Below are 24,220 nucleotides of genomic sequence, written 5' to 3' on the forward strand. Positions count from 1 at the left end.
GCGCGAGGCGCCGGGACTGATGCCATACTGGGGCTTCCGCGGCGCTGCCGCATCCCCGCGAGAGCTTCGAGCGATGACCGATCCGCACACCATCCGGCTGGCGATGTTCAGTGCCCAGCCATACGACCGCCGCTTCTTCGAAGAAGCGCGCCCCGCCGCCGTGGCGATCGACTATCTCGATACCGCGCTCGATACCGGCACCGCCGTGCTGGCCCAGGGGTGCGATGCCGTGTGCGTGTTCGTCAACGACATCCTCGACGCCGCCGTGCTGGAGCGCCTGCACGCGCTGGGCGTGCGCGCGATCCTGCTGCGCTGCGCCGGCTTCAACAACGTGGACCTGGCGGCGCTGGCGCGCCTGGGCATGTTTGCCGCGCGGGTGCCCGCCTATTCGCCGGAAGCGGTGGCGGAACATGCGCTGGCGATGATCCTCACGCTGAACCGCCACACGCACCGGGCCTTCAACCGGGTCCGCGAAGGCAATTTCGCGCTGGACGGCCTGCTCGGCTTCACGCTGCACGGCAAGACGGCCGGCATCGTCGGCACCGGCAAGATCGGCCTGGCGACGGCGCGCATCCTGCGCGGCTTCGGCTGCCGGGTGCTGGGCCACGATCCGTTTCCGTCCGCCGCGTTCGAGGAACTGGGCAGCATGGTTCCGCTGGACGACCTGCTGGCGCAATCGGACATCGTGTCGCTGCATTGCCCGCTGACCGAGGCCACGCGCCACCTGATCGGCCACGCCACGCTGGGCCGGATGAAGGAGGGCGCCATGCTGGTCAACACGTCGCGCGGCGCGCTGGTCGACACGGCCGCCGTGATCGAGGCGCTGAAGTCGCACCGTCTCGGTGCGCTGGCGATCGACGTCTACGAGCAGGAAAGCGCACTGTTCTTCCGCGACCATTCTTCGGAGATCATCGCCGACGACGTGTTTGGACGCCTGACCTCGTTCCCGAATGTGCTGGTCACGGGGCACCAGGGCTTCTTCACGATCGAGGCGCTGCGCGAGATCGCCGCGATCACCTACGGCAACCTGGCTTGCTGGCAGGCGGGAGCGCCGTGCGCGAACCTGCTGCCGGCGGGCTGACGCTGCGGCTGCCGCGCGGCCTTGCCATTGCCGGGCCAGGTATCCTGCAGCGTCCGTACCGACCGGCTATGATGGCCCCCTCACCACACCAGGAGGATGAACCATGACCGATCAAGCGCTGCGCATCGACCTGCGCAGCCTGGCACGCGGCGCGCGCGGCGTGCACAAGGCATTGCTGGACGTCGAGACCCAGTACTTCGGCGCCGTTGGCGGCGTGCTGGAGCACCTGCAGCTGGTGACCAACCACCCCCATTTTGCCTGGCTGCTGAAGCTGTCCGGCCTGATGGCGGAACTGGACGAACGGCTCGACGACGAGGAAGCCATCGAGGCGGGCGAGGCGGCCCAGTACCGCACGGCCTTCGAAGGCCTGGTCGGTCCGCGCCCGGCGATCGACGACGACTTCCGCAAGCGCTACCAGGCCCTGTTGCACGATGCGCCCGAGGTGGCGATCGCCCATGGCGTGCTGCGGCAGGCGCTGGCGAGGCTGCCGCAACCGGAGTAGCGGCGCTGTGTGTCTGCCGGGCGAGCATGGGCAAACAGCAGGGGCAAACAGCAGGAGAAAATAGCAGGAGAAAATAGCAGGAGTAAAGAAAAAGGCCGGGCAATGCCCGTAATGCTGTTCAGATAAGCCCACCCCAAGTGCAAGTTCCGGGGTCAGACCCGGCGGGTCTGACCCCAGCCCTTCGCTGTTGGGGTGAATGCATGCGCTTTCGATGCGCCGGCGGCGTTTAACTGAACGGCATTAGGGCAATGCCCGGCCTTTCTGATCCTTGCGGAAGACTACCGTCGGGTGCTTACCAGCCGATATCCTTCAGCAGCGGCAGCGACAGGTCCTTCGGCGGCTCCAGCTCATGCGTCAGGTCGCCGTTGATCGACGGCTCCATCAGCTGGTTCGGCGAAGCGGCCGTGGTGTAGTGCGACACCGAGGAACCCGGCTGGAACGTGGTCGGCGTGAACATCAGGATGCGCTTCTGCTTGTCGGTACCGGCCAGCTGGGTCGGATCCGAGCCCAGCAGGACGGTGACGCCCGACGCGGTGCGGCCGCGTTTCGCCAGTGCCGCCTTCAGGGCCAGGCCGTCGGCCTGCGAGATGCGCACGGCCGGGATGGTGACGGCCGGATCGCTGCCGCTCATGCCTGCCGGGTCGCCCGGTGCGTTGTCGGCCACGATCATCGCCGTCGCGCCGGCAGCCTGCACGTTGGCGGCCTTGACCACGAAGGTGCACGTGCCGCGGTCGACCAGGGCGATATTGCCCTTCACGGCCTTGGCGTTGGCGCCGGTCAGCGGTTCGCAGGCCAGGCCGGTGTTGGTGGCGCGGTCTTCCACGACCGGCATGATCTGTCCGCTGAGGTTGGCATCGGTGATGCGCGGGCCGAAGCTGGCTTCGCCGAACGGCTTCTCGCCGGCTGCCGCACCGGCCGCCGGGCCGCCGATCGTGACCACGCCGCGCGGGCCCAGCACGTTCGGCACGGCGGCGTTCACGTTCGGGCCATCCCACGACATGCCGTCGCCGCTGATGGCGTTGGCCACGCGTTCCGCCGGGGTGAGTTCGGTCCACTTGCGGTTGGTGCGGTTATCCGTCATGAAGTGGTCCCACACCGCCGGCGTGCCGAAGTAGTACTGGCCGGTCTCCTCGTCGGTGAAGCTCTGGAAGCCCAGGCCGTGGCCCATTTCATGCAGCAGCACCGCGACGAAGTCGGTGCCCGAGCCCTTGTTGCCATCCAGGCCCAGGTAGAACGGCGTGCCGGGCAGGCAGTCCTCCGCCAGGCCCAGGCGCGAGTTGAAGCGGGCGCGGATGTCGGGCACCGTGGGGCTCTGGTCTTCGCCGGACAGTTTGTTGGCCAGCGCGCCCGGGAACCACGTGTTCGGGATCGGCGTGTTGGGGAAGACGTCGAAGATTTCCTGGGTGCCTGCCGAGCCCAGCGTGGCGCTGTTGGCCGTGCAGTTCAGCGGCTCGAAGCTGGCCTCGATGCGGATCGGCACGGTGCTTTCCAGCTTGGCGCCCCACAGGTTGGCCGCGTACGTAAACGCGATCAGGCGCTGTTCGCCCAGCGTGGTGCCGGCATTGCCGCCGACCGGTTGCGCCGGTGCCGGGTCGTTGAAGCCCACGCCGGGGCCATTGGCATTGACGATGACGATCTGGGCGGCCTGCGCGGCACCGAGCGTTCCGAAAGCCAGGGCGACAGCGGCGGCGACGTGCTTCACTTGCGTGCGATTATTGCGCTTCATAGCGTTGTTCCTTGGCTTGCGCGGTGCGCGTGTTGTTGACCAGTGCATTGGCGGCGGCTTCGCCGGTCACGCAAGTTTCGGTGAGCGTGCCATCGGCATTGCGGGTGAGGACGGAATACATGGCCCGGTCGGCCACGTTGACCTTGCGGGTGCCGTTCTTCGTCACCTGCACCTGCGGTTCCTGCACGATGCCGCGTGCGGTCTTGCGCTCGTGCGCAGCCGCCGCGGTGGGAACCAGCGCCCGGTACTCTTCCGGGGTAGGGGCGCGCAGTTCGCCAGTCTCGGCATCGCGCACGATGACCATGCCCTTGTCTTTCGCATTTGCTTGCGCATTGACTTGCGCGTTCGCTTGCACAGTGTCGTGCGCCATGGCGCCCTGCGACATGCCCAGCGCGGCCAGCGCCAGGCCGGCACCGGCGGCGGCGCGGCGGCTGCGGCGCGCGGCGAAGCCGACCGCGCCCAGGCCCAGGCCCAGCATCATCCACGTCGACGGTTCCGGCACGGCGGCGATCGCCACGCTGTCGATGCCGATATAGCTGGCCGTTTCATAGTCGCCCGTGTAGTGGAAGCCGATGCGGCCCGTGCCGGTGCCGGTGAAATCATAGGTGTAGCGGGTCCAGCCGTCCGGATAGGCTTCGCCGGTGATCGAGAACAGCGACGTGGTGAAGCCCGAGGTGGCGGTGCCGCTGCCTGCGCTGAACAGCACGTCCAGCGTATCGCTGTAGCCTTCCTCTGCGCTGTCGCGGGTGTAGAACGTCAGGCGCGTGCCGCCCGCGAACGAGAACTCCGGCGAGATCAGCCAGCTGTCGATAAGGTCGGTCTCGAGATCGGCGCTGTTGAAATTGGCGCCGATATGCGAACCGGCGGCGCCAGCCTGGGAACCGAGCAGCTCATTGCCCTGGAACCAGCCGGTCGTACCGGCGTCCAGCACCCAGCCGCTCAACGAGTCGACATCGTCGAACCCTTCGGTCAGAGACGTGGGCGTTTCCGCATGCGCGGCTGCCGATAGTGTCAGCGCCGCTGATGCAAAGAGAGTGAGGAAGGTTTTCATTGATTCACTTTCATTGACTTTGTGGAAGAGGATGCAAAATGTTTTGCAAATTGCAATTCGAGTATAAGACGAGGAACTGACGAGTTTTTATACAGATGCTTACAATTTGAGATGTTTTTTTGATTCGTATGTTATTTGCAACGGACGCTGACTTGCATATGTGCAAGCCCAGGATTCATGCGGGTTCCAGCCGTGTCCGGCATTCCACGGATGGGGGATGCAGCGCGCGCTTGACTTGTTGCTATTGCCATGCATCGTGCGAGAACGTAAATAATGTCGCTGCGGCGGGCGGACTTGCCGAATTTCATCCGGGCATCGATCGCGGTTACAATGCTGCCTTTATCCTCTGCCAGCCGTCACGTGTCGAACCGCCAACTGTATTTACGCCTGCTGCGGCAATTCACGCCGTATTCCGGTGCCCTCGTTGCTACCGTGCTCGCGGTGGGTGTCGCCTCGCTGACCGACGTGCTGCTGATCGGCCAATTGCAGAACGTGGTCGACGCGCTCGGCGCGCAGAATGCCACCCAGGGCACGATGCACGGCGCGATGGCCGCCGGCGGCGTGCTTGCCGAGGTGCGGGGCTGGATCGACCGGCTGATGCCGGTGACTCCCGGCGAGGCTGCGCTGTGGACGATACCGGCCATCATCATGGCGCTGGCCTGCCTGCGCATGGTGAGCAGCTTCGGCGGCGACTACGGCGCCGCATGGCTCAGCAACCGGGTCCAGGCCGACCTGCGCGAACAGATGTTCGCCCGCATCCTGCGCCTGCCGAACGGCTATTTCGACCAGTCGTCGACGGGGACCACGCTGTCGCGGGTGACCTTCGATGCGAACCAGGTGTCGCAGGCGGGCCTGAACGTGATCAACGTGGCGGTGCGCGATTCCGTGGCCACCATCGGCTACCTGGTCACGATGTTCGTGTACGACTGGCAGCTGGCGGTGTTCTGCCTGACGCTGCTGCCGCTCGTGGCGGCCGTGGTGACGTTCGCCGGCAAGCGCATGCGCCGCCTGTCCGAGAGTTCGCAGCACGCGATGGGCGAGCTGACCCGGGTGCTGGACGAAAGCATCGGCGGCCAGAAGGTGGTCAAGATCTTCGGCGGCCAGCAGTACGAGCAGCGCCGCTTCGACGAGGTGGTGAAGCTGAATCGCCAGCTGGCCGTGAAGCACGCCGCCACCGCCGCCATGAACTCGGGGATCATCATGCTGATGATCGGCGCCACGCTGTCGTCCGTCATTTATTTCGCCATGCTGCGCGCGCAGGCCAATGCGCTGTCGGCGGGCGATTTCGTCACGTTCATGGCGGCGCTGCTGGCCATGCAGTCGCCGATCAAGAACCTCACCAAGATCAACGAACCGCTGCAGCGCGGGCTGGCCGCGGCGAAGTCCGTGTTCGGCGTGATCGACTCGCCCATCGAGATGGACGACGGCACCCACGGCGTGGCGCGCGTTGCCGGGCACATCGAACTGGCCTCGGTCAGCTTCCACTACGGCGGCGTCGATGCCGATACGGCGCCGGCCCTGGCCGATGTGTCGCTCGATATCCCGGCCGGCGAGACCGTCGCGCTGGTGGGCGGTTCCGGCAGCGGCAAGACCACGCTGGCCAGCCTGCTGCCGCGCTTCTACGATGTGAGCGGCGGGCGCATCATGCTCGATGGGGTGGACCTGCGCGACTACCGGCTGGCCGACCTGCGCGCGCAGATCGCGCTGGTCAGCCAGGACGTGGTGCTGTTCAACGACACGCTGGCCGCCAACATCGCCTACGGCGACCCGGCACCGGACCCGGCACGCATCGAGGCCGCGGCCAAGGCGGCGTATGCCCATGAATTCATCGTGCGCCAGCCGCAGGGCTACGCCACCCAGGTCGGCGAGAACGGCCTGCGCCTGTCCGGCGGCCAGCGCCAGCGCCTGGCCATCGCCCGCGCACTGTACAAGGACGCGCCGATCCTGATCCTGGACGAAGCCACCAGCGCGCTCGACACCGAATCGGAACGCCAGGTGCAGGCCGCGCTGGAACGGCTGATGGAAGGCCGCACCACGGTCGTCATCGCGCACCGGCTGTCGACCATCGAGAACGCCGACCGGATCGTCGTCATGAACGGTGGGGCGGTTGCCGAGATGGGCACGCACGAGGCGCTGCTGGCGCAGGGCGGCTTCTATGCGCGGTTGTACCAGACGCAGAAGCAGCTGGCGCACTAGGTTTCTTGGGCTAGGGCCGTTGTAGTTTCCACATCAATTACGGGGCACTCGATCGGCAGCTTCGGCCAGAAGCAGACAGTCGCAAATCTTTGCCTAAAACTTTTCCAACTTAATTATGTTGAGTCGATTCCGAAAAATCAGAGAGCCCTATCGGATGTTTCTGATCGGCGGACTAACGCTCGCAGTGTTTGTCGCTGGAAAGATCTTCCCCGCTGTTGAGTCTACATTGTGGATGGCCTTTCTCGCATTCGTCACCTTGCTCCTATATTTAGATTTGCGCGAACCAGTCAATTACATGTCGCTCGACTTTGATTCGAATGGCTTTTGCTATTTGGGGATCGGAGGTAGGGCCAAAGTGGAATGGAGTGACATTTGTGAGGTTTTTTACGTGCGTTCATTCGATGACTTTGCCAGTCAAATAGAAACGCAATGGCAATTTGTTCTCAAATCGGGTGTGGTCGTGATGGTTATGGTCGAGTGGTCACACAAGCAATCGTTTGCATCAGCCATCCAAAATAACTTAAAAATTGTGTCAGGCCATAAAGTTGCCGAGGCTCTTCGAATGCGAGGAGAGGGACGATGGAGATGTCTCGCAGATTGACGCTGCTGGCAGGCCATGCGAACGACTTCGAGGGGCGACATCTGCGAGTAGTAGTAATCGGAAGATTTTAATAACGATCTCTGGCTAACGATCCGGAAGTGTTCTCACAATTTCTTGGCGGCGTTAGCTGGACGAAGACCTTCCGAAATCGGTCTGCCTTTTCAGGGAACTAGCGCCGTCAAGAGGGGCCGGGGGTTGAAGCTTGGGGTGGTCCGCGCGGGATCTGCTGCTGTGTCCCTCGCCTGCGCACGCGATGGTGCCTGTCTCGCTTCGCGGTGCGAGCAAACTTTATTCCCAGCGCGACGGAAATCTGTCCGAAAAGCCTTGACCCTTTCGGAAAAACATAACTATTATCATTCTCGAAAGCCAAGCAATGGCGTAATCCCAGCCACTGCCAATCCCGCCGGCGTGCGAGAGCGCGTCATTGCAGCAGTCGTTGATTTTCCAAGCATTCAAGACCCCGAACCGTATTCACGGTGGATGCTTTGCGCCTGGACATCGAATTGGCGTGAGCGTCGCCGGTCATTTCAGATGGGATGAACAATGATTCGAAAAGTTTTGCTGGCTATGGCAGCCACCATTCTCGCGACGTCCGCGATGGCGGAGACAATTGACTTCGAGGCTCAGGCCGGCGGTTACGGTTACTCGCCGTACAGCTTTGTCGAGGATGGGTTCAGGATAACTTACTCGCCAATCAGTGTATTCGGATTTTATATTATCGATGATCCTGCCGATCATCTGGGCCAGTGTAATCCGGCGTGCGCTTCGAATGGCACGACTGCCTTTTATTCTTTCAACGAGAGCAGTGTCACCATCGATCTCGCCAGCAATGGCGTGTTCTCGTTGACATCGCTGGATGTTGCCAAGACTTTTACTGGCAACGATAAGCCGTTAGCGCTGACGTTGACGGCGACGGGAGCTGATGGCATCTTCACGACCACGATTTTCGTGGACGCCGGGCCAGCTGAAACATTTTCAACCTTTATTGTTGAAAATTTCGTCGACATTTCGTCGTTGACGATCACAGGGAGCGAGGAATTTCCGGAATTCGCGATCGACAATGTCGTCGTTTCCACAGTTCCTGAACCCGCCTCCTGGGCCACGCTGATTGCCGGCCTTGGCATCATTGGTGGTGCGGTTCGCCGGCGGCGCCTGGCTGCCGGTTCCGCCTGACAGGCATGCGATAGCGGCGCCGGCTAACGCTTCCCCCTCAGCGTATAGACCGGCGTCTCGGTTTCGCCTTTCTCCACCATCGCGAGGACACCCTGCAGTTTCGTGCGTTCCTTGTCGTCCTTTGCAGAGGAAACGAGGTTGCGCAAGATGGCGACATGCGCCGCTTGGAGCGCCTGCGCCGCGGGCACGGCGATGTCGGGTTTTACCCCGACCCCTTCCCAGCTGGTCTTGGTGATGGGGTTGATGGACCTCCCGGCCGGGATCCCGACCACGATTCCGTGCCCGACGCTGAACGGGCACGGGGGATTCGCGGCACCGGCGGTCGTTTCGCCAACCAGCGTCCCGCGTTGCTGCGTCTGGAAGTCATAGGCGCATTCTTCCCCGGCGGACCCCGTGCGCGCCGAGGTCAATACATACACAGGCTTGTCATAACGCGGCGCGACCGACCGAACCGTCCAGAACTGCGTTGTCGCGTTTTCAGGGCGGTAATACATGTCGTTCAGATGACGTACGTCGCCAGGTGGAAAGAAATGGCTCATCAGATACGCCACGCTGGCTGCGAACCCGCCGCCATTACGGCGCAGATCGAGGATCAGTGCATCGGTTCCCATCATGAGCGACATCGCTGCCGTGTACGCCGGGCCGACGAACTCAGGGGCGCCGAAGCCGCGCAGCTCGATGTATCCCACGTTGCCGGGAAGGCGTTCAACCTTCTGGATCTCATAACCGCCTTGCAAAGTCTGCGCACGCGCTTCGTCCATCTCGGCACGGCTGGGCACGTCCGCGTCGGTGCCGCGCTCACGGAAACGTTCGTCCACCCTGGCACCGAAATGCAGGTCGCCGCTCAAGTCGCGCAGGTCTTTCGCCAGCGCTTCGCTGAACGCCTGGGCGCTGGCTGTGGACCCATAACCCCCTTCGGCATTTTTCCTGGCGATTGCGCGGCTTACCCTGTCGGCCACTGCGGGCTCGATGTAATTCGCGTTCAATTTCGCTGCCAGTGTCCGCACGATCACGGCGCGATCCGAAGCGCTCAGCACGGTGTCTTCCGCCGCAAGGGCGGAAGACGACAACAGAGCGCCCAATACAACGCCAGCGACCAACCTTTTGCAGCCTGACATACCTGTCTCCCGGTTCGAGTACCAAATTGTGCGGAAAAATGCGTGCGATGCGCTCGCGGCAAGCAGCATCGAGTGGTTCGCTCTGCTGGCTGCGCATGCGAATTCCTTGTTGCTGTCTTCTCTCTTCCAATCACCCGTAGTGCTGGCGGAACGGGAGCAAGGGCAGGATCGTTGCAACTATCGAGCGGCGAAGCCGGGAGAGAATCAAAGCGAGAGTTGAACACGTAATGCCAGTGTGGTGGATGAAAACTTTCATCTTAGCCAATAGCCGGACGGCACTCCAGGCTGATGCGCCGAAACGTGCACTGCCTGCGATCAGTCGGTTGCCAGCTAGAGGACAATGCGAATTTTCCCAGCTTGCAGGCGCGAATGGCCGGGTTAGGCGGGAAAGAGGCGGGCAGTGAAGCCAGATTGATTGAAATGGGTGACCCAATGATGGCACGGCGTTCGCTAACCGAAATGGCTGACCAGGAATCTGGACGGCGGAACTGACTCGGTGGTCCTCGAAGGATACTCAGGCGTTATGGACACCGCGAATGACGTCCGCGCGATCGCCAGAAGGTTCATTGGTGCCATTGCAATGATCGGTTCAGCCCGCGATGATCCCGATTAGCGCTGCCCCGCAGGCGGGAGCCGCCCAGTCCGAAGGTGGGCGACGCATACAAAGGCTCGACACCGGTCCTGTCCACGCCATCAATCATCATGCCGCTCCGACGGCGTCCGCACCGGATCCTTCAGCACATCCTGCACGTACAGCATCGTCACCAGCACCGCCAGCACGGCGGTCAGCGGCGTGGCCAGCGCCACGCCGGCCATGCCGAACAGGGCGCCGAACAGCAGCTGCATGACGATCGTCAGCGCCGGTGGCAGCGACACGGTGCGCTTTTCGATGAGCGGCGACAGCAGGTAGCCCTCCGCCAGCTGGATCGCGCCGAACAGCAGCACCACGTACAGCGCCTGCTGGGGGCTGTCGGAGAAGGCGATCAGCATGGCCGGCACGCCCGCCATCAGCGGCCCCAGGTAGGGGATGAAGTCGAGCAGGCCGGCGATGAGCCCCAGGATCAGCGCCAGCGGCACGTCCAGCAGCGCCAGGCCGGTGGCCGACAGGATCGTCACCAGCAGCATCGAGGCGGCCTTGCCCAGCAGCCAGCGCGACAGCGTGCGGCCCAGTTCATCGAGCACCTCGCGGGCCCGCTGGCGCTTGCGCGGCGGGACCAGCGTGACCAGCCCGTTCAGGTAGATGTGCGGCTGGGCCGCAAAGTAGATCCCCACGAACAGGATGATGACGGCATTGCCGGCCGCGCCCAGCAGGCCGGAGAAGAACAGGCCCGCGTTGGGCACCAGCTGCGCGAGCTGCTTCTGCATCTGTTCGGGCGAGGGCACGCTGGCCATCAGGCGCTTCAACAGCGGATGTTGTTCCATCGCGGCGCGGAAGCGCTGCAGCGCCTCGGGCACGGCGGCGCCCAGCCGGTCGGCCTGTTCGCCGATCTGCGGCGCCATCAGCCAGCCGCCGATGCCGAAGATCAGCAGTAGCGCAAGGACGACCAGCGCCAGCGCGGCATTGCGTCCCAGGTGCAGGCGCCGGTGCACGATGCCGGCCAGTTCGTACAACAGGATCGCGAACAGGATGCAGGCGAAGACCAGCAGCAGCGCGTCGTAGGCGAACCAGATGGCGGCCAGCACCAGGACCGCCATCAGCGTGATGCCGTTGACGAGCGCGACGCGGCGCGTGAAGCGGTGCTCCGCGGGCTTGCCGGTATCGGGTTCCTCGTGGCGCTCCATGTCTAGTCCTCGCTGAGTAGATAGGCCGCCATGTCGCGGGCATCGCGCGCGGTCACGCCGAGCGTGGGCATGGTGGTCTGCGGGTCGATTTCATGCGGCACGCGGATCCAGCGCGCCAGGTTGTCGGCGGTGTTGGGCAGCACGCCGGCCACGTACTTGCGCTGTGACAGCCCGGCCAGCGGCGGGCCGACGAACGTGTCCGGGCCGGTCACGCCGGGGATCGAGTGGCACGCCTGGCAGGCATACTGGGTAAGGGCCATTCGGCCGCGCTCCACATCGGGATAGGCGGGCACGGGGTCGGAGGCGGCGCCGCTGACGGAGGCCGGGGCAGGCACGGCGGCATTGTCGACCAATGCGCGGTAGCTGTCGCGCGTCTGGAACGGGAATTGGCGGAGGAAGGCCACCAGGTCCCACAGTTCCTCGTCGCGCAGGTGGAATTCCCAGGCCGGCATGCCGGCCATGCGGATGCCGTGCCGCGTGATCCAGTACAGCTCGCGCGGCTGCCAGCGCCGCGCCGCATCGACCAGCGGCCCGGGTACCGGCTGCATGCTCTTGCCGACCGGGCTCTGGGCGACACCGGGCGCGCCATGGCACTGCACGCAATGCTGGTGATACAGGTGCGCGCCGCGGACGACGCGGGCACCGTCCGCCAGGGGCGGCGTGGCCACGTTGCGGGAGTGGAAACGCACCGATTCGCGCATGCCCTTTTCCAGCAGCGTGTGCATGGGCTGGAAGTGCTGCTGCGTGGCCGCCACGTTGTACCAGCCGCTCTCCAGCACGATCCAGCCGCCCAGCGCGGCGGCCGCGCCCAGCGCCACGGTGGTGGCCAGCGCGGTCTTGACGATCAGGCGGAGTCGGTTGGATGCCATCGATGGGTAACAGGAGTAAGTCCAATAAAAAGGTGCGGGAAAAAGTGTCCCGGTGGGTGCGCACCGTTGAATAAAGTCAAAGATGTGTTTGCTTTATTATATGGATTCCCCCGTTTTCTGCAGGAACAGTACGTGCGCGAAACACCCAGCCGGCCCATCACCACCGTCCTGCCCGCCGTCGCGCTGGCGGTCGCGCTGGCCGGCTTGCTGGCCGGTTGCGGCGACGACAAGCCGCCCGTGCAGCGCGTGCCCGGCGGCGACGTGGCGCGTGGCAAGCAGCTGCTGATGCAGTTCCAGTGCGGCGCCTGCCATTCGATACCCGGTGTCGAGGCGGCGCGCAGCACGGCCGGCCCGCCGCTGGACACCTTCGGCCGCCAGAGCTACGTGGCCGGGCGCCTGCCGAACCAGCCCGAGCCGCTGGTGCGGTGGATCGTCGATCCGCCCGGCGTGAAGCCGGGTACGCTGATGCCGAACCTGGGCGTGTCGCCCGAGGATGCGCGCCACATGGCGGCCTACCTCTACACGCTGCAATGAGGGCGTCGCATGAGTGCACCGGCATGAGAGCACCCGCATGACAGCACCCTCCACGGCGGCACAAGCGCCGCTGGTGCCGGCGCCGCGGCAGTCCGCGCTCGCTCCGGCCGGGCCGGATGCCGCGCTGATCGACCAGCTGGGCTGGACGATGACGGTCGGCGCCTGCGTGATTCTGGCGGGCGTGATGTACCTGGTGGTGCGCGCGCTGCGCGCGCGCGGCACGGTGGCAACGCATGCATGGATCGTCGGCGGCGGCCTGCTGCTGCCGCTCGTCATCCTGACCGCATTGCTGGCGTGGAGCCTGGCCAGCACGGCAAGCCTGTCGCGGCCGTCGTCGCTGAACGGGCTGCGGGTGGCGGTCACGGCGAAGATGTGGTGGTGGGAGGTGCGCTATACCGATCCCGCCACGGGCCGGGACATCGTGCTGGCCAACGAAATCCGCATCCCGGCCGGCCGGCCGGTCTACCTGGCGCTGACCACGAGCGACGTGATCCACTCGTTCTGGGTGCCGGCGCTGGCCGGCAAGGTCGACATGGTGCCCGGCCGCGTGCACGGCCTGATGCTGCAGGCGGACCGCCCCGGCACCTGGCGCGGCCAGTGTGCGGAGTTCTGCGGCACGCAGCATGCCAAGATGGCGCTGCACGTGGTGGCGCAGCCGCAGGCTGAATTCGATGCGTGGCTGGCGGGCCAGGCGCGGCCGGCTCCGGCGCCAGCAACCGCGCAACTGGCGCGCGGGCGGCAAGCATTCCTGGAACGCCGCTGCGCCGCCTGCCATGTGGTCCGCGGCGTGACCGACGGCGCCGCCGATGATGCACTTGCGGTGGCGACCACGCGCGTCACCACCGGACCGGACCTGACGCACGTGGGCAGCCGCCTGTACCTGGCGGCCGGCACGCTGCCCACCCACCAGGGCACGCTGGCCGGCTGGATCGCCGATCCGCAATCGCACAAGCCGGGCGTGCGGATGCCGGCCGTCAGCGGCCTGGAAGGCGACGAGCTGCGCGCGCTGGCGGCCTGGCTGGAGTCGCTGAAGTGACGCGCCGGCTGCCCAATCCGGTGCCGCGCCCGCCCGGCGAGCTGGAGCGGCTCGAAGACGTGTGGCGCACGCCGCGCGGCTGGCGCCTGCTCAGTTCCGTCAACAACACCACCATCGGCCTGCTGTACATCGGCACCTCGCTGCTGTTCTTCCTGCTGGCCGGGGTGCTCGGCCTGCTGATTCGCATGCAGCTGGCCGTGCCGGAAAACGGCCTGCTGGGCCCGGGCACCTACAACCAGGTCTTCACGATGCACGGCACCGTGATGATGTTCCTGTTCGCCATTCCCGTGGTGGAGGCGGTGGCCGTGTACCTGCTGCCGGGAATGCTGGGCGCGCGCGACCTGCCGTTTCCCCGGCTGTCCGCCTATGCCTACTGGGCCTACGCGTTCGGCGGGCTGGGCTTCTTCTGCACGCTGTTCGTCGGCCTGGCGCCGGATGGCGGGTGGTTCATGTACCCGCCGCTGACGGGAAAGGCCTACTCGCCCGGCCTGAACGCCGACTTCTGGCTGCTGGGCATCGGCTTCATCGAAATCTCGGCGATCGCCGGCGCCATCGAACTGATCATCGGTATCCTGTTCACGCGGGCGCCCGGCATGACGCTGGTCCGCATGCCCGTGTATGCGTGGGCCATGCTGGTGGTGGGGGTGATGATCGTGTTCGCCTTCCCGGCCGTGATCGCCGGCACGGCGCTGCTGGAGCTGGAGCGGGCCTGGGACTGGCCATTCTTTATCGCCGAGCGGGGCGGCGACCCGATCCTGTGGCAGCACCTGTTCTGGTTCTTCGGCCACCCGGAGGTGTACATCATCTTCCTGCCGGCGGCGGGGATGGTGTCGACGATGATCCCGACGATCGCCGGCAGTGCGCTGGTCGGGCGCCGCGCCGTCATCGTGGCGATGGTGGCGGTGGGCTTCTTCAGCTTCGGGCTGTGGGCCCACCACATGTTCACCACCGGGCTGGGACACCTCGAGGCGGGCTTCGCCTCGGCCGCCAGCATGGCCGTGGCGGTGCCCACCGCGATCCAGGTCTTCGCCTGGATCGGCACCCTGTGGAACGGCACGGCGCGGCGCGGCCGGCTGGCGATGTCGCCGCCAGCGCTGTTCATCCTCGGCTTCCTGTTCATCTTCGTGCTGGGCGGGCTGACGGGCGTGATGGTGGCCGTGGTGCCGTACGACTGGCAGGTGCACGACAGCTACTTCATCGTCGCCCATTTCCACTACGTGCTGATCGGCGGCATGGTGTTTCCGCTGTTCGCCGCGCTGTGCTACTGGCTGCCGCTGGTCAACGGGCACGCGGTGCCGGCGCGGGTGGCGCGCTGGTCGTTCGGCCTGATGTTCGGCGGCTTCAACCTGGCCTTCTTCCCGATGCACATCAGCGGCCTGCTGGGCATGCCGCGGCGCGTCTACACGTATCCGTCGGGCCTGGGCTGGGAAACGCTGAACATGCTGTCCACCGTGGGCGCCTTCGTGTTCGCCGCCGGCGTATTGCTGTTCTTCGGCGGCATGGCGCGGGCGCTGATGAAGCCGGAAACCGATCCCGGCAACCCGTGGAATGCCGGCACGCTGGAATGGCTGCCGTCCGAATCGTATGCCACGCGCAGCATCCCGCAAGTCGATTCCACCGATCCGCTGTGGAGCAGTCCGGACATGATGCGCGAGGTGGAGGAGGGTGCGCACTGGCTGCCCGGCACGGTCACGGGCAAGCGTGAAACGATTGTCACCACGCCCGTCGGCGCGAAGCTGCGCTACCTGCTGGTGCTGCCGACCGATGGCTGGACGCCGTTCCTGTCCGCCGCGGGCACGGCCGGCTTCTTCCTGCTGCTCACCGCGGAACAGACGATGGTGGCCTGGATCTGCGGTGTGGTCGCCATCGTCACGCTGCTGGCCTGGCAGTGGGAACAGGACCGCCCGGCACCTTGCCGCGAGGCGAAGGTGGGCGAGGATGCGTCGGGCGCCGCTGTCGTGCTGCCGGTCGGCGCGGCCGGCACCGCCAGCCATTCATGGTGGGCCACGATCATCATGCTGGTGGTCGATGCCGGCGTATTCCTGTCGTTCCTGTTCACCTATGTGCACGTGTCGATGCGGCTGGACGTGTGCCCGCCGCCCGGCGCCCGGCTGCCCGGCAGGTGGAGCGGCGCGCTGTCGTTCGGCTTGCTGGTGGCCGGCGCCGCGCTGGTCGCGCTGGCGCGGCGCCGGCCACTGGCGGCGCGGCAGGGGGGCCTGTGCTGGCTGTTCGGCGCGGCGATCGTGCTTGTCGTGGCGGGCTTCGGCCTGGACCTGGCGGGGCAGCTCGGCAGCGGCCTCGATCCGACCAGCCATGCGTGGAGCGCGGCGGTGGCGGCGATGGTGGCCTACCAGGGTCTGCACGTGCTGCTGTGCGTGATCACCGGCCTGTACGTGATCGCCCGTTCCCTGCGCCGGCACCTGACGCCGCACAGCCGCGGCTCGCTCGATAACACGGCATTGATCTGGTACTACACGGTGCTGCAGGGGGCCGCGATCGGCGCCGCCGTGCATATCTGGCCGCGAATGATGGGGTGAACAGGTGACCACGCGCGACGGATTCTGGAACAAGCTGTGGCGGGGCACGGCGCCGCTGGTGCTGTGGGCCGCGCATTTCTTCTTTTGCTATTTGTACGCGGCAGGCGCTTGCCGGCCGGGGCACGGGAACATGGCGCCATGGGCTGTGCTGCTGGGCGTTACGGTCCTTGCGCTGGGCGCTGCCGGCTGGCTGGCGTGGCAGGCCTGGCGCGGCAGCGAACCGCCGCGCAGCCTGATGCACATGGCCCGGCTGGGCGGGGCGATCCTGGCGCTGGCGGCCATCGCGTGGGGCGCGATGCCGCTGCTGGTATTCGGCGCTTGTGCCTGAGCGGCGCCGGGCGAACAGGTCAGAACGAACCGGTCAGAACGAAGGAGTCAGAACGAAGGAGTCAGAACGAAGGAGTCAGAATGAATACACCAGCGTCAGCGACGTCTGCGTATCGGTGTTCTTCTTCTCGACCGGCACGTTGGAATCGTTGCGCGCGCTGAAGGCGGCCTTCATCTGCATGGTGCCGTTGATCTTGGTCGACAAGGCCGTTTCCGCCACCGAATGGGTGTTCGACGTGCCCCGCTCGACGGCCAGGGTCTGCGTGAACAGTGCCGCATCGCTGATCTGCCAGCGCATGTTGGCGGCGCCGCGGACGGTGACGCCATCCTCTTCCTCGCCGGTGGCGCGCACGCCGGAGAAATAGCCCGGGCCCAATTCCACCTCGACGATCTTGTCGTCCGACTTCAGCAGCCGCTTGGCGCGGCCGACCGACAACGACGAGTAGCGCGAGTAGGCGCCGAAGCGGTCGTCCACGTGGGAACCCAGCACGAACAGCCGCTCGCCTTCTTCCATCAGCTTGTAGGCAGCGCGGGCGGACAGGGCGAAGCGCTCGGCCGAGCGCACATACCTCTTGTTGCCGTCGTTGGTCTGGGTCTGGTCTTCCTTGAAGAAGCCCGACAGGATGTACTGGTTGCTCCAGTCTTCCAGCTCCTGGCGCGCATCGATCTTGCCGGTCACGGAAGTACCGGTGGTATTGCCGGAGGTGGTGATGGCGCCGAGTTCGGCGGAGGTATTCCAGGTGCGTTCTTCGATCGTGTCGGCGCCGAACGCTGCGCCATGCCCGAAGGCCATCGCGAGGATGAGTACAGAACGTGGAGTCATTGGCTGTCTGCCGCTCGTAAAACGGTGGACCCGCATTGTAACCCAGCTAACGGCGCCTTGCCCAACCCGGCATTGTAATAATGCCATGGATGTTGCCTACCGTACGGAACGGCCCGCCGCTGGCTGGCACACTCGCTTCACCTTGAGGAGTGCCGATGAAACCCGACGAACTGGTCACCGATCCCCCGCTGGCGGCGCGCGCGGCGGGGCTGCGCTATGTCACCGATGGCAAGCCGGGCCTGTCCCGCAGCGCCACCCCCGGCGGATTCCGCTATGTCGCCGCGGATGGCAGCGCGGTCGACGACGAGGCCACGCTGGCGCGCATCAAGGCACTGGCGATTCCGCCTGCCTGGACCGACGTGTGGATCTGCCCGCAGGCCAACGGCCACCTGCAGGCCACCGGCCGGGATGCGCGCGGCCGCAAGCAGTACCGCTACCACGCGCGCTGGCGCAGCGTGCGCGACGACGTGAAGTACGAGCGCATGATCGCCTTCGGCCAGGCGCTGCCCGGCATCCGCCAGGCCGTCGACGCGGCGCTGAAGCTGCCGGGACTGCCGCGCGAGAAAGTGCTGGCCACCATCGTCTACCTGCTGGAGCATACGATGATGCGCATCGGGAACGAGGAATATGCGCGGGAGAACAAGTCGTTCGGCTTGACGACGCTGCGCAACCGCCACGTGCGGGTCGATGGCCGCGAGGTGGAATTCCGCTTCCGCGGCAAGAGCGGCGTGTTCCACGACGTGAAAGTGGCCGACCGCCGCCTGGCGCGCATCATCGAGCGGATGCGCGACCTGCCGGGCCAGGAACTGTTCCAGTACGTCGACGACGACGGCACCACGCATGCGATCGACTCTTCCGACGTCAACGACTATCTGCGCGGCATCACCGGCGAAGACTACACGGCCAAGGATTTCCGCACATGGTCCGGCACCGTGCTGGCCGCGCTGGCGCTGCAGGCATTCGAGAAATTCGATTCCGAGACCCAGGCCAAGAAGAACGTGGTGCGGGCCATCGAATCGGTGGCAAAGAAGCTCGGCAACACGCCGTCGGTGTGCCGCAAGTGCTATGTGCACCCGGCCGTGGTGGAAGCGTATATGGACGGCGCCGAGCTGGCCGCGCTGCGTGCCCGTGCCGAGGCGGAATTCACCAGCGACCTGCACACGCTGCAGCCCGAGGAAGCCGCCGTGCTGGCACTGCTGCAGGAGCGGCTGGCCCGGGCCGCCGAGCAGGTCAAGCCGGCCCAGGTCAAGTCGACGCCGCGCAAGGGAAGGCGCAACGCGGGGGCGAAGAGCGCGGAGGACAAGAGCAAGCGCGGCGCACCCGGCAGGGCTCCGCGTGCGCCGGTCTCCGCCGCCTGATGGCCGGGCGGTGAACGTCGGGCAGGCGGTGTCGGGCAAGCTTCCGACTGGCCCATGCGGCGTGCTCCTACGGCCGCGCGCGGCGCGCCGTGACAGAATCGGCGCACCATGAACCGAAAGGAGCAAGCCATGAATATGCATGCGAAACGCAACGCCGTCATGCTGGCGGCCGTGCTGGCCGCTTCCGCCGCGACGGCGCAGACCGTCACCACGCCGGCGACGGGCGGCCAGGTCAACACTGGCATAAACAGCAGCGTGAACACGGGCAGCAGCGTGAATACCGGCGTCAACCGTGGCACCGTCGCCGCGCCCGTGAACCGTGCCCCGACACGTGCACCGGCGCCGGCGCCGGCCCCCGTCAACGGTGCGATGCCTTCGGCTACCGGCGTGGTCGGCACGCCGGGCGTAACCACGCCGCTGGGCACGGTCGGCAACACCACCAGCGGCGCCACCCTGTCGCAGGGGCAGACCGGCTCTTCCACCACCACCATCGGCCCGTCGAGCATGACCAGCGCGCCCGGCACGACCGGCACGATGAACCCGGCCGGCACCGTGAATCCGACCGGCACGATGAACGCCACCGGTACCGTGAACCCGACCGGCACGCCGGCCGCGTCAGGCGGCACTTATAACAGCGTGACGCCGGCCGGCACCAACCGCTCGACCACGACACGCGGCGCGGCGGGTTCCCGTGCCGGCGGCACCACGTCCGGCGCCTCCGCTACCGGTGTCACCGGCAGCGGCGCCACCGGCAGCGGAGGCACTGGCAGCGGCGTCGCGACGGGCACCAGCGGCACGGGCGTCGGCGCGAGCGGCACTACGACGGGCACCAGCGGTACCGGTGGCATGACCACGGGGACCAGCGGCACGACCACCGGCACCAGCGGCACGGGTACCGGCGCGTCGGGCACGGCAACGGGGACTTCCGGTACCACTGGTACTACAGGTACCACCGGTACCAGCACGACGGGCGGTGGCACCCGATAAAAAGGTGTCCGGTGAGTGATGTCCGTGTTTGCGAAGTACTGGTGATCGGCGGCGGACCCGGCGGCCTGACGGCCGCCGTCTACCTGCGGCGTTTCCGCCGCGACGTGATCGTCGCGGACAAGGGCAACAGCCGCCTGTCGCTGATCCCCGTGAGCCACAACTATCCCGGCTTTCCCGGCGGCGTGCCGGGCCGCGAGCTGCTCGGCCGTCTGCGCGAGCAGCTCGAGTGTTATGGTGGTGCGGTGGACGATATCGAGATCACCGCGCTGAAGAAGGTCGATGACGTGTTCGTGGCCAGCCACGAAGGCGGTGAAATCCACACGCCCGTGGTGGTGCTGGCGACCGGTGTCGCCGATGCCGGCCTGCCCGTCGAGGGCTGGCCCGATGCCGTGGCCGCCGGCGCGGTGCGACTGTGCCCGGTGTGCGACGGCTACGACATCCTCGACAAGCGCGTCGCCGTCGCCTCCCAGCCCCACAACCGCACCGGGCATGCGCTGTTCATGCGCACTTTCTCGTGCGACGTAACCCTGTTCGAACGGGACCCCGAGACACCGCTGTCGGCGGAGGAGGCGGAGAAGCTGCGCGTTGCCGGCGTGCGCTATGTGGACGCGCCGCTGAAGGGCGTGACGCTGACGGAGGCGATGGAACCGGTGCTCCACACCGAAGACGGCGCCGACCACCGCTTCGACGTGTTCTATCCGATGCTGGGGGAGAAGGCCCGCTCCGGCCTGGCGCAAGCGCTCGGCGCCCGCTGCGGCGAATGCGAGAAGCTGATCGTCGACGACCATGGGCGCACCACGGTGCCGGGGCTGTACGCGGTTGGCGACGTGGTGCTGGGCCTGAACCAGATCAGCGTGGCGACCGGCCAGGCGGCGATCGCCGCGACCGCCATCCATAACGCGCTGCCGTGGCGGTTCCGGCACCGGCATTGAGCCCGAATGCAGGCTCAAGGGCACACCCTGAAGCCGCGAAGCATCGAAGAATTGATGCCGTTGGTCAAGCGTGACCCGACACATTGACAGCGCATGCAGTCACCCCTACAGCGAAGGGCCGGGGTCAGACCCGTCGGGTCTGACCCCAGAATTTCGTTCTTGGGGTAAGCGCATGCAACAGTGGCATGCAAATGATGGCTTTCGTTGACCCTGACCGTTGGGTACCGCCCGGAACCCCACTGCCCACGCCGAGACGAAAAAAAAGGGAGCCGCCAGGCTCCCTTTTTCCGTGACTCAGCCTACCGTTACTCCGCTTTCGCGGCAGGCTGCGCGCCCGCCGCGGCGGCGATCGCCGGCGCTACCTGGTAGGTACCGACCCCGCCGATCAGCGAGCCGACCTTGGTGGACGAGGTGGCCGTGGTGCGCAGCGGGTTGACGTTCGGCGCATTGTGCGGTGCTTCGCCGTACGACATCTCCGGCGCCGTCAGGCGGGCGAACTTGCGCGCCGGCGTGGTGTTCTCGATCAGGTCGCGCATGCGCGCCGCCGTGTTTTCCCAGGACGTCTTGGCCACGACTTCGCGCATCTTGCGCTCCATCTCGGCGGTCTGCTCGGCCGTCTGGGCCAGCGCCGCTTCCACGTGGGCGACGAATTCCTCGGCCGTGTGGCCGATCGCCACCACGTGCGAATACGGCTGTTCGACGTCGCGGATCGGGGTGGACACGATCGGCAGTTCGGCGGCCATGTATTCCAGCACCTTGGTCGGGCTGATGAACTTGGTGGCCTCGTTGATCGCGAACGGCATCAGGCAGACATCCCAGCCGGCCAGGAACTTCGGCAGGTCATCGTAGCCGCGCTGGCCCATGTAGTGGATATTGGGGCGCTGCGGCAGGTGCGCCGGGTCGATCTTGACCACCGGGCCCACCAGCACGATCTGCCAGTCGGGATTGGCGTCGGCGATCTTGGCGGTCAGCTCGGTATCGAAGCGCTCGTCGATCACGCCATAGAAGCCCAGGCGCGGATGGGGGATGTGGGCCTGGTCGGGATGGCTGGCCGCACGGTCCAGCGCGTGGGCGAAGTGCTGCGCATCGACCGAGCTGGAGAAGCAGTGGGCGTTCGAATGGCGGTTCTTCTTGGCTTCGTACAGGCTCGGGCCGCCGGTGAACACCAGGTCGGCGATATTGAGCAGGGCGGTTTCGCGCTGCAGCAGCTGGCGCGGCGGGTTCTTGAAGGCGGACAGTTCATCCATGCAGTCGTACACCACCAGGCTCGCGTGCAGTTGCGGCAGCAGCGGCAGCGCCATCGGCGTGTAGAACCAGACGATCGGATCCTCGCCTTCCGGCACCAGCTTGGCGACCATCGGCTGCACCAGGGGAATCTGGTCGTCATGGAAGCCATGCTGCTGCACCGGCGTGTGCGGCTGGCAGACGGTGATGTTCGGCGCCGGCTGCCAGGTCTTCATGAAGCTTTCGCCGTCGTGATGAATGGGCTCTTCCACCAGCACGATCTTGTAATGTTTGGCCAGGCGGGTCAGCAGGTGCTGTGGGCGCTGAAAGACAAAGTCCCAACGCAGGTGGCAGAACACGATAATGGTCGACATGGTTTCTCCCTTGCCCGTAACGGGTCGTTAATTGTGAGTCGTGAATTGTGATGCTGCTGTTCGCCCGGTCTGGGGAGACCGGGCAGGAATGCTGTCTCGGGTCCGCTTCGGACCCGGCGCCGGTCACGCTGGCGCGGGCGGATCCTGCGCGACGAGCTGGACGCTGCGGGTAGCCGCGCTGATCTTCTCGAACGGAATCTTCGGCGTGCGGTCCGCGTTCAGCAGCCCGTTTGCTTCCTGGTACGTATCGGCGAACTGCGTATAGCAGAAGCCGGAAAACATCTGCGTCTCGTTCACCACCTTCAGCAGGGCGGTGTAGTGCTCGTAGAACGACTCGGCCGTGTTGGCCCGCGAATAGCCCCACGTGTCGATGTCCGGGGCCTTCGTGTCGAAGGCGATGCCGCCGAATTCCGTCAGCACGATCGGCTGGCCGCGGTGCGGGAAGCCGTCCAGCGTCAGGATGCGGCCGCCCGGACGGCGCTGGTCGAACAGCGTGCGGGCCGGATCGCTGACTTCGTAGCGCGCCTTGATGCGCTGCGGATCGCTGTCGTAATCGTGAATGCCGAGGATGTCGGTGGCCGACGCTTCCCAGCCATCGTTGCCGATCACGGGCCGCGTGGAATCCATCATCCGCGTCATGTGATACAGCGCTTCCACGGCGTTCCGATGTGCCTGCATCGACGTCAAATTCGGCACGCCCCACGACTCGTTGAACGGCACCCACACGATCACGCACGGGTGGCTGTAGTCGCGTTCGATCGCTTCCTGCCATTCCTTGATCAGGCGCGTCATCGACTTCGGACTGAACGAGTACGCGGAAGGCATTTCCTCCCACACCATCAGGCCCAGCTTGTCCGCCCAGTACAGGTAGCGCGGATCCTCGATCTTCTGGTGCTTGCGCACGCCGTTGAAGCCCATCAGCTTGGCCAGTTCGACGTCGCGCTTCAATGCCGCGTCGTTCGGCGCCGTGATGCCGCTGTCCGGCCAGTAACCCTGGTCCAGCACCAGGCGCAGCGGGTAGGGCCTTCCATTCAACATGAAGCGGTCCCGGTTGATCGCCACTGAACGCAGTGCTGTATAGGATCGTACCGTTTCCAGCTCTTCGCCGTCGCACCGCAGGGTGAGCTCCACGTCGAGCAGGGTCGGGCGTTCCGGGCTCCACAGCAGGTCGTTGCGCGAATCGTCGATGCCGGGGTCGGAAATGGCGATCTTGCGGTGTGCTTCCTGGCCCATCAGCTTGTATTCGTCGTCGGCCAGCAGCACTTCGCCGTGCCACAGCTTGACTTCCACGGTGAGCTTTTCGCGCCGGTCGCCGGCCGCCTGGATGTCGCAACCGATCTCGAAGCCGTCGAAATGGGGCGTCCACCTGATGCCTTTCAGGTAGGTGGCAGGCACCTGCTCGAGCCAGACGGTCTGCCAGATGCCGGTGGTGCGCGGATACCAGATCGAGTGCGGTTCCAGCTGCCAGTCCTGCTTTCCGCGCGGCTTGGCCAGGTCGTGCGGATCGTCTTCCGCGCGCAGCACGATCACCTGCCGCTGGCCTTCGACCAGCGCATCGGTGATATCGACGTGGAACGATGTATGGCCGCCCAGGTGGGTCGTGACGAGCCGGTCGTTGACCCAGACCTTGGCTTCGTAGTCCACCGCACCGAAGTGCAGGATGGTGCGCTCGCCGCGGCCCTGCATGTCGAATTCCAGCCGGTACCATGCGATCGTGTGGAAACCCATGTCGTGGATGCCGGAGAGCTTCGTCTCGGGCGCATAGGGCACCTGGATCTCGTGCGTCCACTCGATGCCCTGGTCGGGGCGGCAGAAACGCCGCTCGTCGTCATAGGCGAACTGCCAGGTCCCGTTCAGGTTTTGCCAGTTGTCGCGAACCAGTTGCGGTCGCGGATATTCGAAGTCACTCATGGGATCCTCTTTTAGTTATGTGGCCGTTGTTGGGCATGAAGATGATCGGCGTGTGGGCAGCGGGAACTGCAGTGCCGG

20 protein-coding genes are annotated in these 24,220 nt (G+C 65.8%); 12 read left to right on the forward strand and 8 right to left on the reverse strand.

The genetic code is table 11. The features are described 5' to 3' along the window. Positions 1–91: 91 nt before the first annotated feature. Positions 92–1,081 (forward strand): 2-hydroxyacid dehydrogenase, encoded by a 990-nt coding sequence (locus tag EYF70_RS12225; RefSeq protein WP_131149058.1) that lies wholly within the window; start codon positions 92–94, stop codon positions 1,079–1,081. 103 nt (positions 1,082–1,184) lie between these two features. Continuing rightward, a complete protein-coding gene (locus EYF70_RS12230) occupies positions 1,185–1,583 on the forward strand; it encodes a hypothetical protein (protein WP_131145652.1) in 399 nt (132 codons plus the stop codon). Between the two features lie 292 nt (positions 1,584–1,875). Here EYF70_RS12230 and EYF70_RS12235 read toward each other — a convergent pair whose 3' ends face one another. Next, complete coding sequence (locus tag EYF70_RS12235) at positions 1,876–3,309, reverse strand: PA domain-containing protein (RefSeq protein WP_131145653.1); 1,434 nt, start codon at positions 3,307–3,309, stop codon at positions 1,876–1,878. After that, positions 3,296–4,360: a choice-of-anchor J family PEP-CTERM protein gene (locus EYF70_RS12240; protein WP_131145654.1), complete on the reverse strand. Its 1,065-nt coding sequence runs from the start codon at positions 4,358–4,360 to the stop codon at positions 3,296–3,298. Before EYF70_RS12240 ends, EYF70_RS12235 begins: the two co-directional genes overlap by 14 nt. Positions 4,361–4,720: 360 nt before the next feature. Here EYF70_RS12240 and msbA point away from each other — a divergent pair, with 360 nt between their 5' ends. The 3 genes from msbA (at position 4,721) to EYF70_RS12255 (ending at position 8,330) form a co-directional block, all read left to right on the forward strand. Further along, positions 4,721–6,556: a lipid A export permease/ATP-binding protein MsbA gene (gene msbA / locus EYF70_RS12245; protein ID WP_131145655.1), complete on the forward strand. Its 1,836-nt coding sequence runs from the start codon at positions 4,721–4,723 to the stop codon at positions 6,554–6,556. A 154-nt stretch (positions 6,557–6,710) separates the two neighbouring features. Beyond that, positions 6,711–7,157: a hypothetical protein gene (locus EYF70_RS12250; RefSeq protein WP_131145656.1), complete on the forward strand. Its 447-nt coding sequence runs from the start codon at positions 6,711–6,713 to the stop codon at positions 7,155–7,157. Positions 7,158–7,700: 543 nt separating this feature from the next. Beyond that, positions 7,701–8,330, forward strand: coding sequence for a PEPxxWA-CTERM sorting domain-containing protein (locus tag EYF70_RS12255; protein ID WP_131145657.1), 630 nt, complete (start codon positions 7,701–7,703; stop codon positions 8,328–8,330). A gap of 23 nt (positions 8,331–8,353) precedes the next feature. On the opposite strand, the gene EYF70_RS12260 is transcribed toward EYF70_RS12255, so the two are convergent. The 3 genes from EYF70_RS12260 to EYF70_RS12270 form a co-directional block, all read right to left on the reverse strand. Next, entirely contained in the window at positions 8,354–9,412 is a 1,059-nt protein-coding gene (locus tag EYF70_RS12260) for a S41 family peptidase (RefSeq protein WP_165497644.1), read from the reverse strand. Between the two features lie 729 nt (positions 9,413–10,141). Beyond that, on the reverse strand, positions 10,142–11,230 hold the full coding sequence (locus EYF70_RS12265) for an AI-2E family transporter (RefSeq protein WP_131145659.1): 1,089 nt from the start codon (positions 11,228–11,230) through the stop codon (positions 10,142–10,144). Positions 11,231–11,232: 2 nt separating this feature from the next. After that, positions 11,233–12,099 carry a c-type cytochrome gene (locus tag EYF70_RS12270; protein ID WP_131145660.1) on the reverse strand — a complete coding sequence of 289 codons (867 nt, stop codon included), beginning with the start codon at positions 12,097–12,099 and terminating at the stop codon, positions 11,233–11,235. A 132-nt stretch (positions 12,100–12,231) separates the two neighbouring features. On the opposite strand from EYF70_RS12270, the gene EYF70_RS12275 reads away from it, so the two are divergent. The 4 genes from EYF70_RS12275 to EYF70_RS12290 are packed head-to-tail and all read left to right on the forward strand — an operon-like array spanning position 12,232 to position 16,534. Further along, complete coding sequence (locus EYF70_RS12275; protein WP_229420828.1) at positions 12,232–12,633, forward strand: c-type cytochrome; 402 nt, start codon at positions 12,232–12,234, stop codon at positions 12,631–12,633. Positions 12,634–12,670: 37 nt separating this feature from the next. Further along, a complete protein-coding gene (gene coxB, locus EYF70_RS12280; RefSeq protein WP_131145661.1) occupies positions 12,671–13,669 on the forward strand; it encodes a cytochrome c oxidase subunit II in 999 nt (332 codons plus the stop codon). Next, positions 13,666–16,206, forward strand: a complete 2,541-nt coding sequence (locus tag EYF70_RS12285; protein WP_131145662.1) for a cbb3-type cytochrome c oxidase subunit I — start codon at positions 13,666–13,668, stop codon at positions 16,204–16,206. Before coxB ends, EYF70_RS12285 begins: the two co-directional genes overlap by 4 nt. Positions 16,207–16,210: 4 nt before the next feature. After that, a complete protein-coding gene (locus tag EYF70_RS12290; protein ID WP_131145663.1) occupies positions 16,211–16,534 on the forward strand; it encodes a hypothetical protein in 324 nt (107 codons plus the stop codon). A gap of 75 nt (positions 16,535–16,609) precedes the next feature. Here EYF70_RS12290 and EYF70_RS12295 read toward each other — a convergent pair whose 3' ends face one another. Further along, positions 16,610–17,356, reverse strand: a complete 747-nt coding sequence (locus EYF70_RS12295) for a DUF481 domain-containing protein (RefSeq protein ID WP_131145664.1) — start codon at positions 17,354–17,356, stop codon at positions 16,610–16,612. Positions 17,357–17,511: 155 nt separating this feature from the next. Between EYF70_RS12295 and EYF70_RS12300 the strand changes: the two genes are divergently transcribed. From EYF70_RS12300 to EYF70_RS12310, 3 genes are all read left to right on the forward strand, one after another. Further along, on the forward strand, positions 17,512–18,714 hold the full coding sequence (locus EYF70_RS12300; protein ID WP_131145665.1) for a DNA topoisomerase IB: 1,203 nt from the start codon (positions 17,512–17,514) through the stop codon (positions 18,712–18,714). Positions 18,715–18,843: 129 nt separating this feature from the next. After that, positions 18,844–19,701: a hypothetical protein gene (locus EYF70_RS31070; protein WP_165497645.1), complete on the forward strand. Its 858-nt coding sequence runs from the start codon at positions 18,844–18,846 to the stop codon at positions 19,699–19,701. Between the two features lie 11 nt (positions 19,702–19,712). Continuing rightward, on the forward strand, positions 19,713–20,633 hold the full coding sequence (locus EYF70_RS12310; protein WP_229420829.1) for an NAD(P)/FAD-dependent oxidoreductase: 921 nt from the start codon (positions 19,713–19,715) through the stop codon (positions 20,631–20,633). Between the two features lie 305 nt (positions 20,634–20,938). Here the strand turns inward: EYF70_RS12310 and EYF70_RS12315 are convergent, their stop codons facing one another. Continuing rightward, a complete protein-coding gene (locus tag EYF70_RS12315) occupies positions 20,939–22,231 on the reverse strand; it encodes a glycosyltransferase (protein WP_131145667.1) in 1,293 nt (430 codons plus the stop codon). A gap of 123 nt (positions 22,232–22,354) precedes the next feature. Beyond that, positions 22,355–24,142: a glycoside hydrolase family 2 protein gene (locus EYF70_RS12320; protein ID WP_131145668.1), complete on the reverse strand. Its 1,788-nt coding sequence runs from the start codon at positions 24,140–24,142 to the stop codon at positions 22,355–22,357. Positions 24,143–24,220: the final 78 nt, after the last annotated feature.

Source organism: Pseudoduganella albidiflava (genome assembly GCF_004322755.1).
GTDB lineage: Bacteria > Pseudomonadota > Gammaproteobacteria > Burkholderiales > Burkholderiaceae_D > Rugamonas > Rugamonas albidiflava.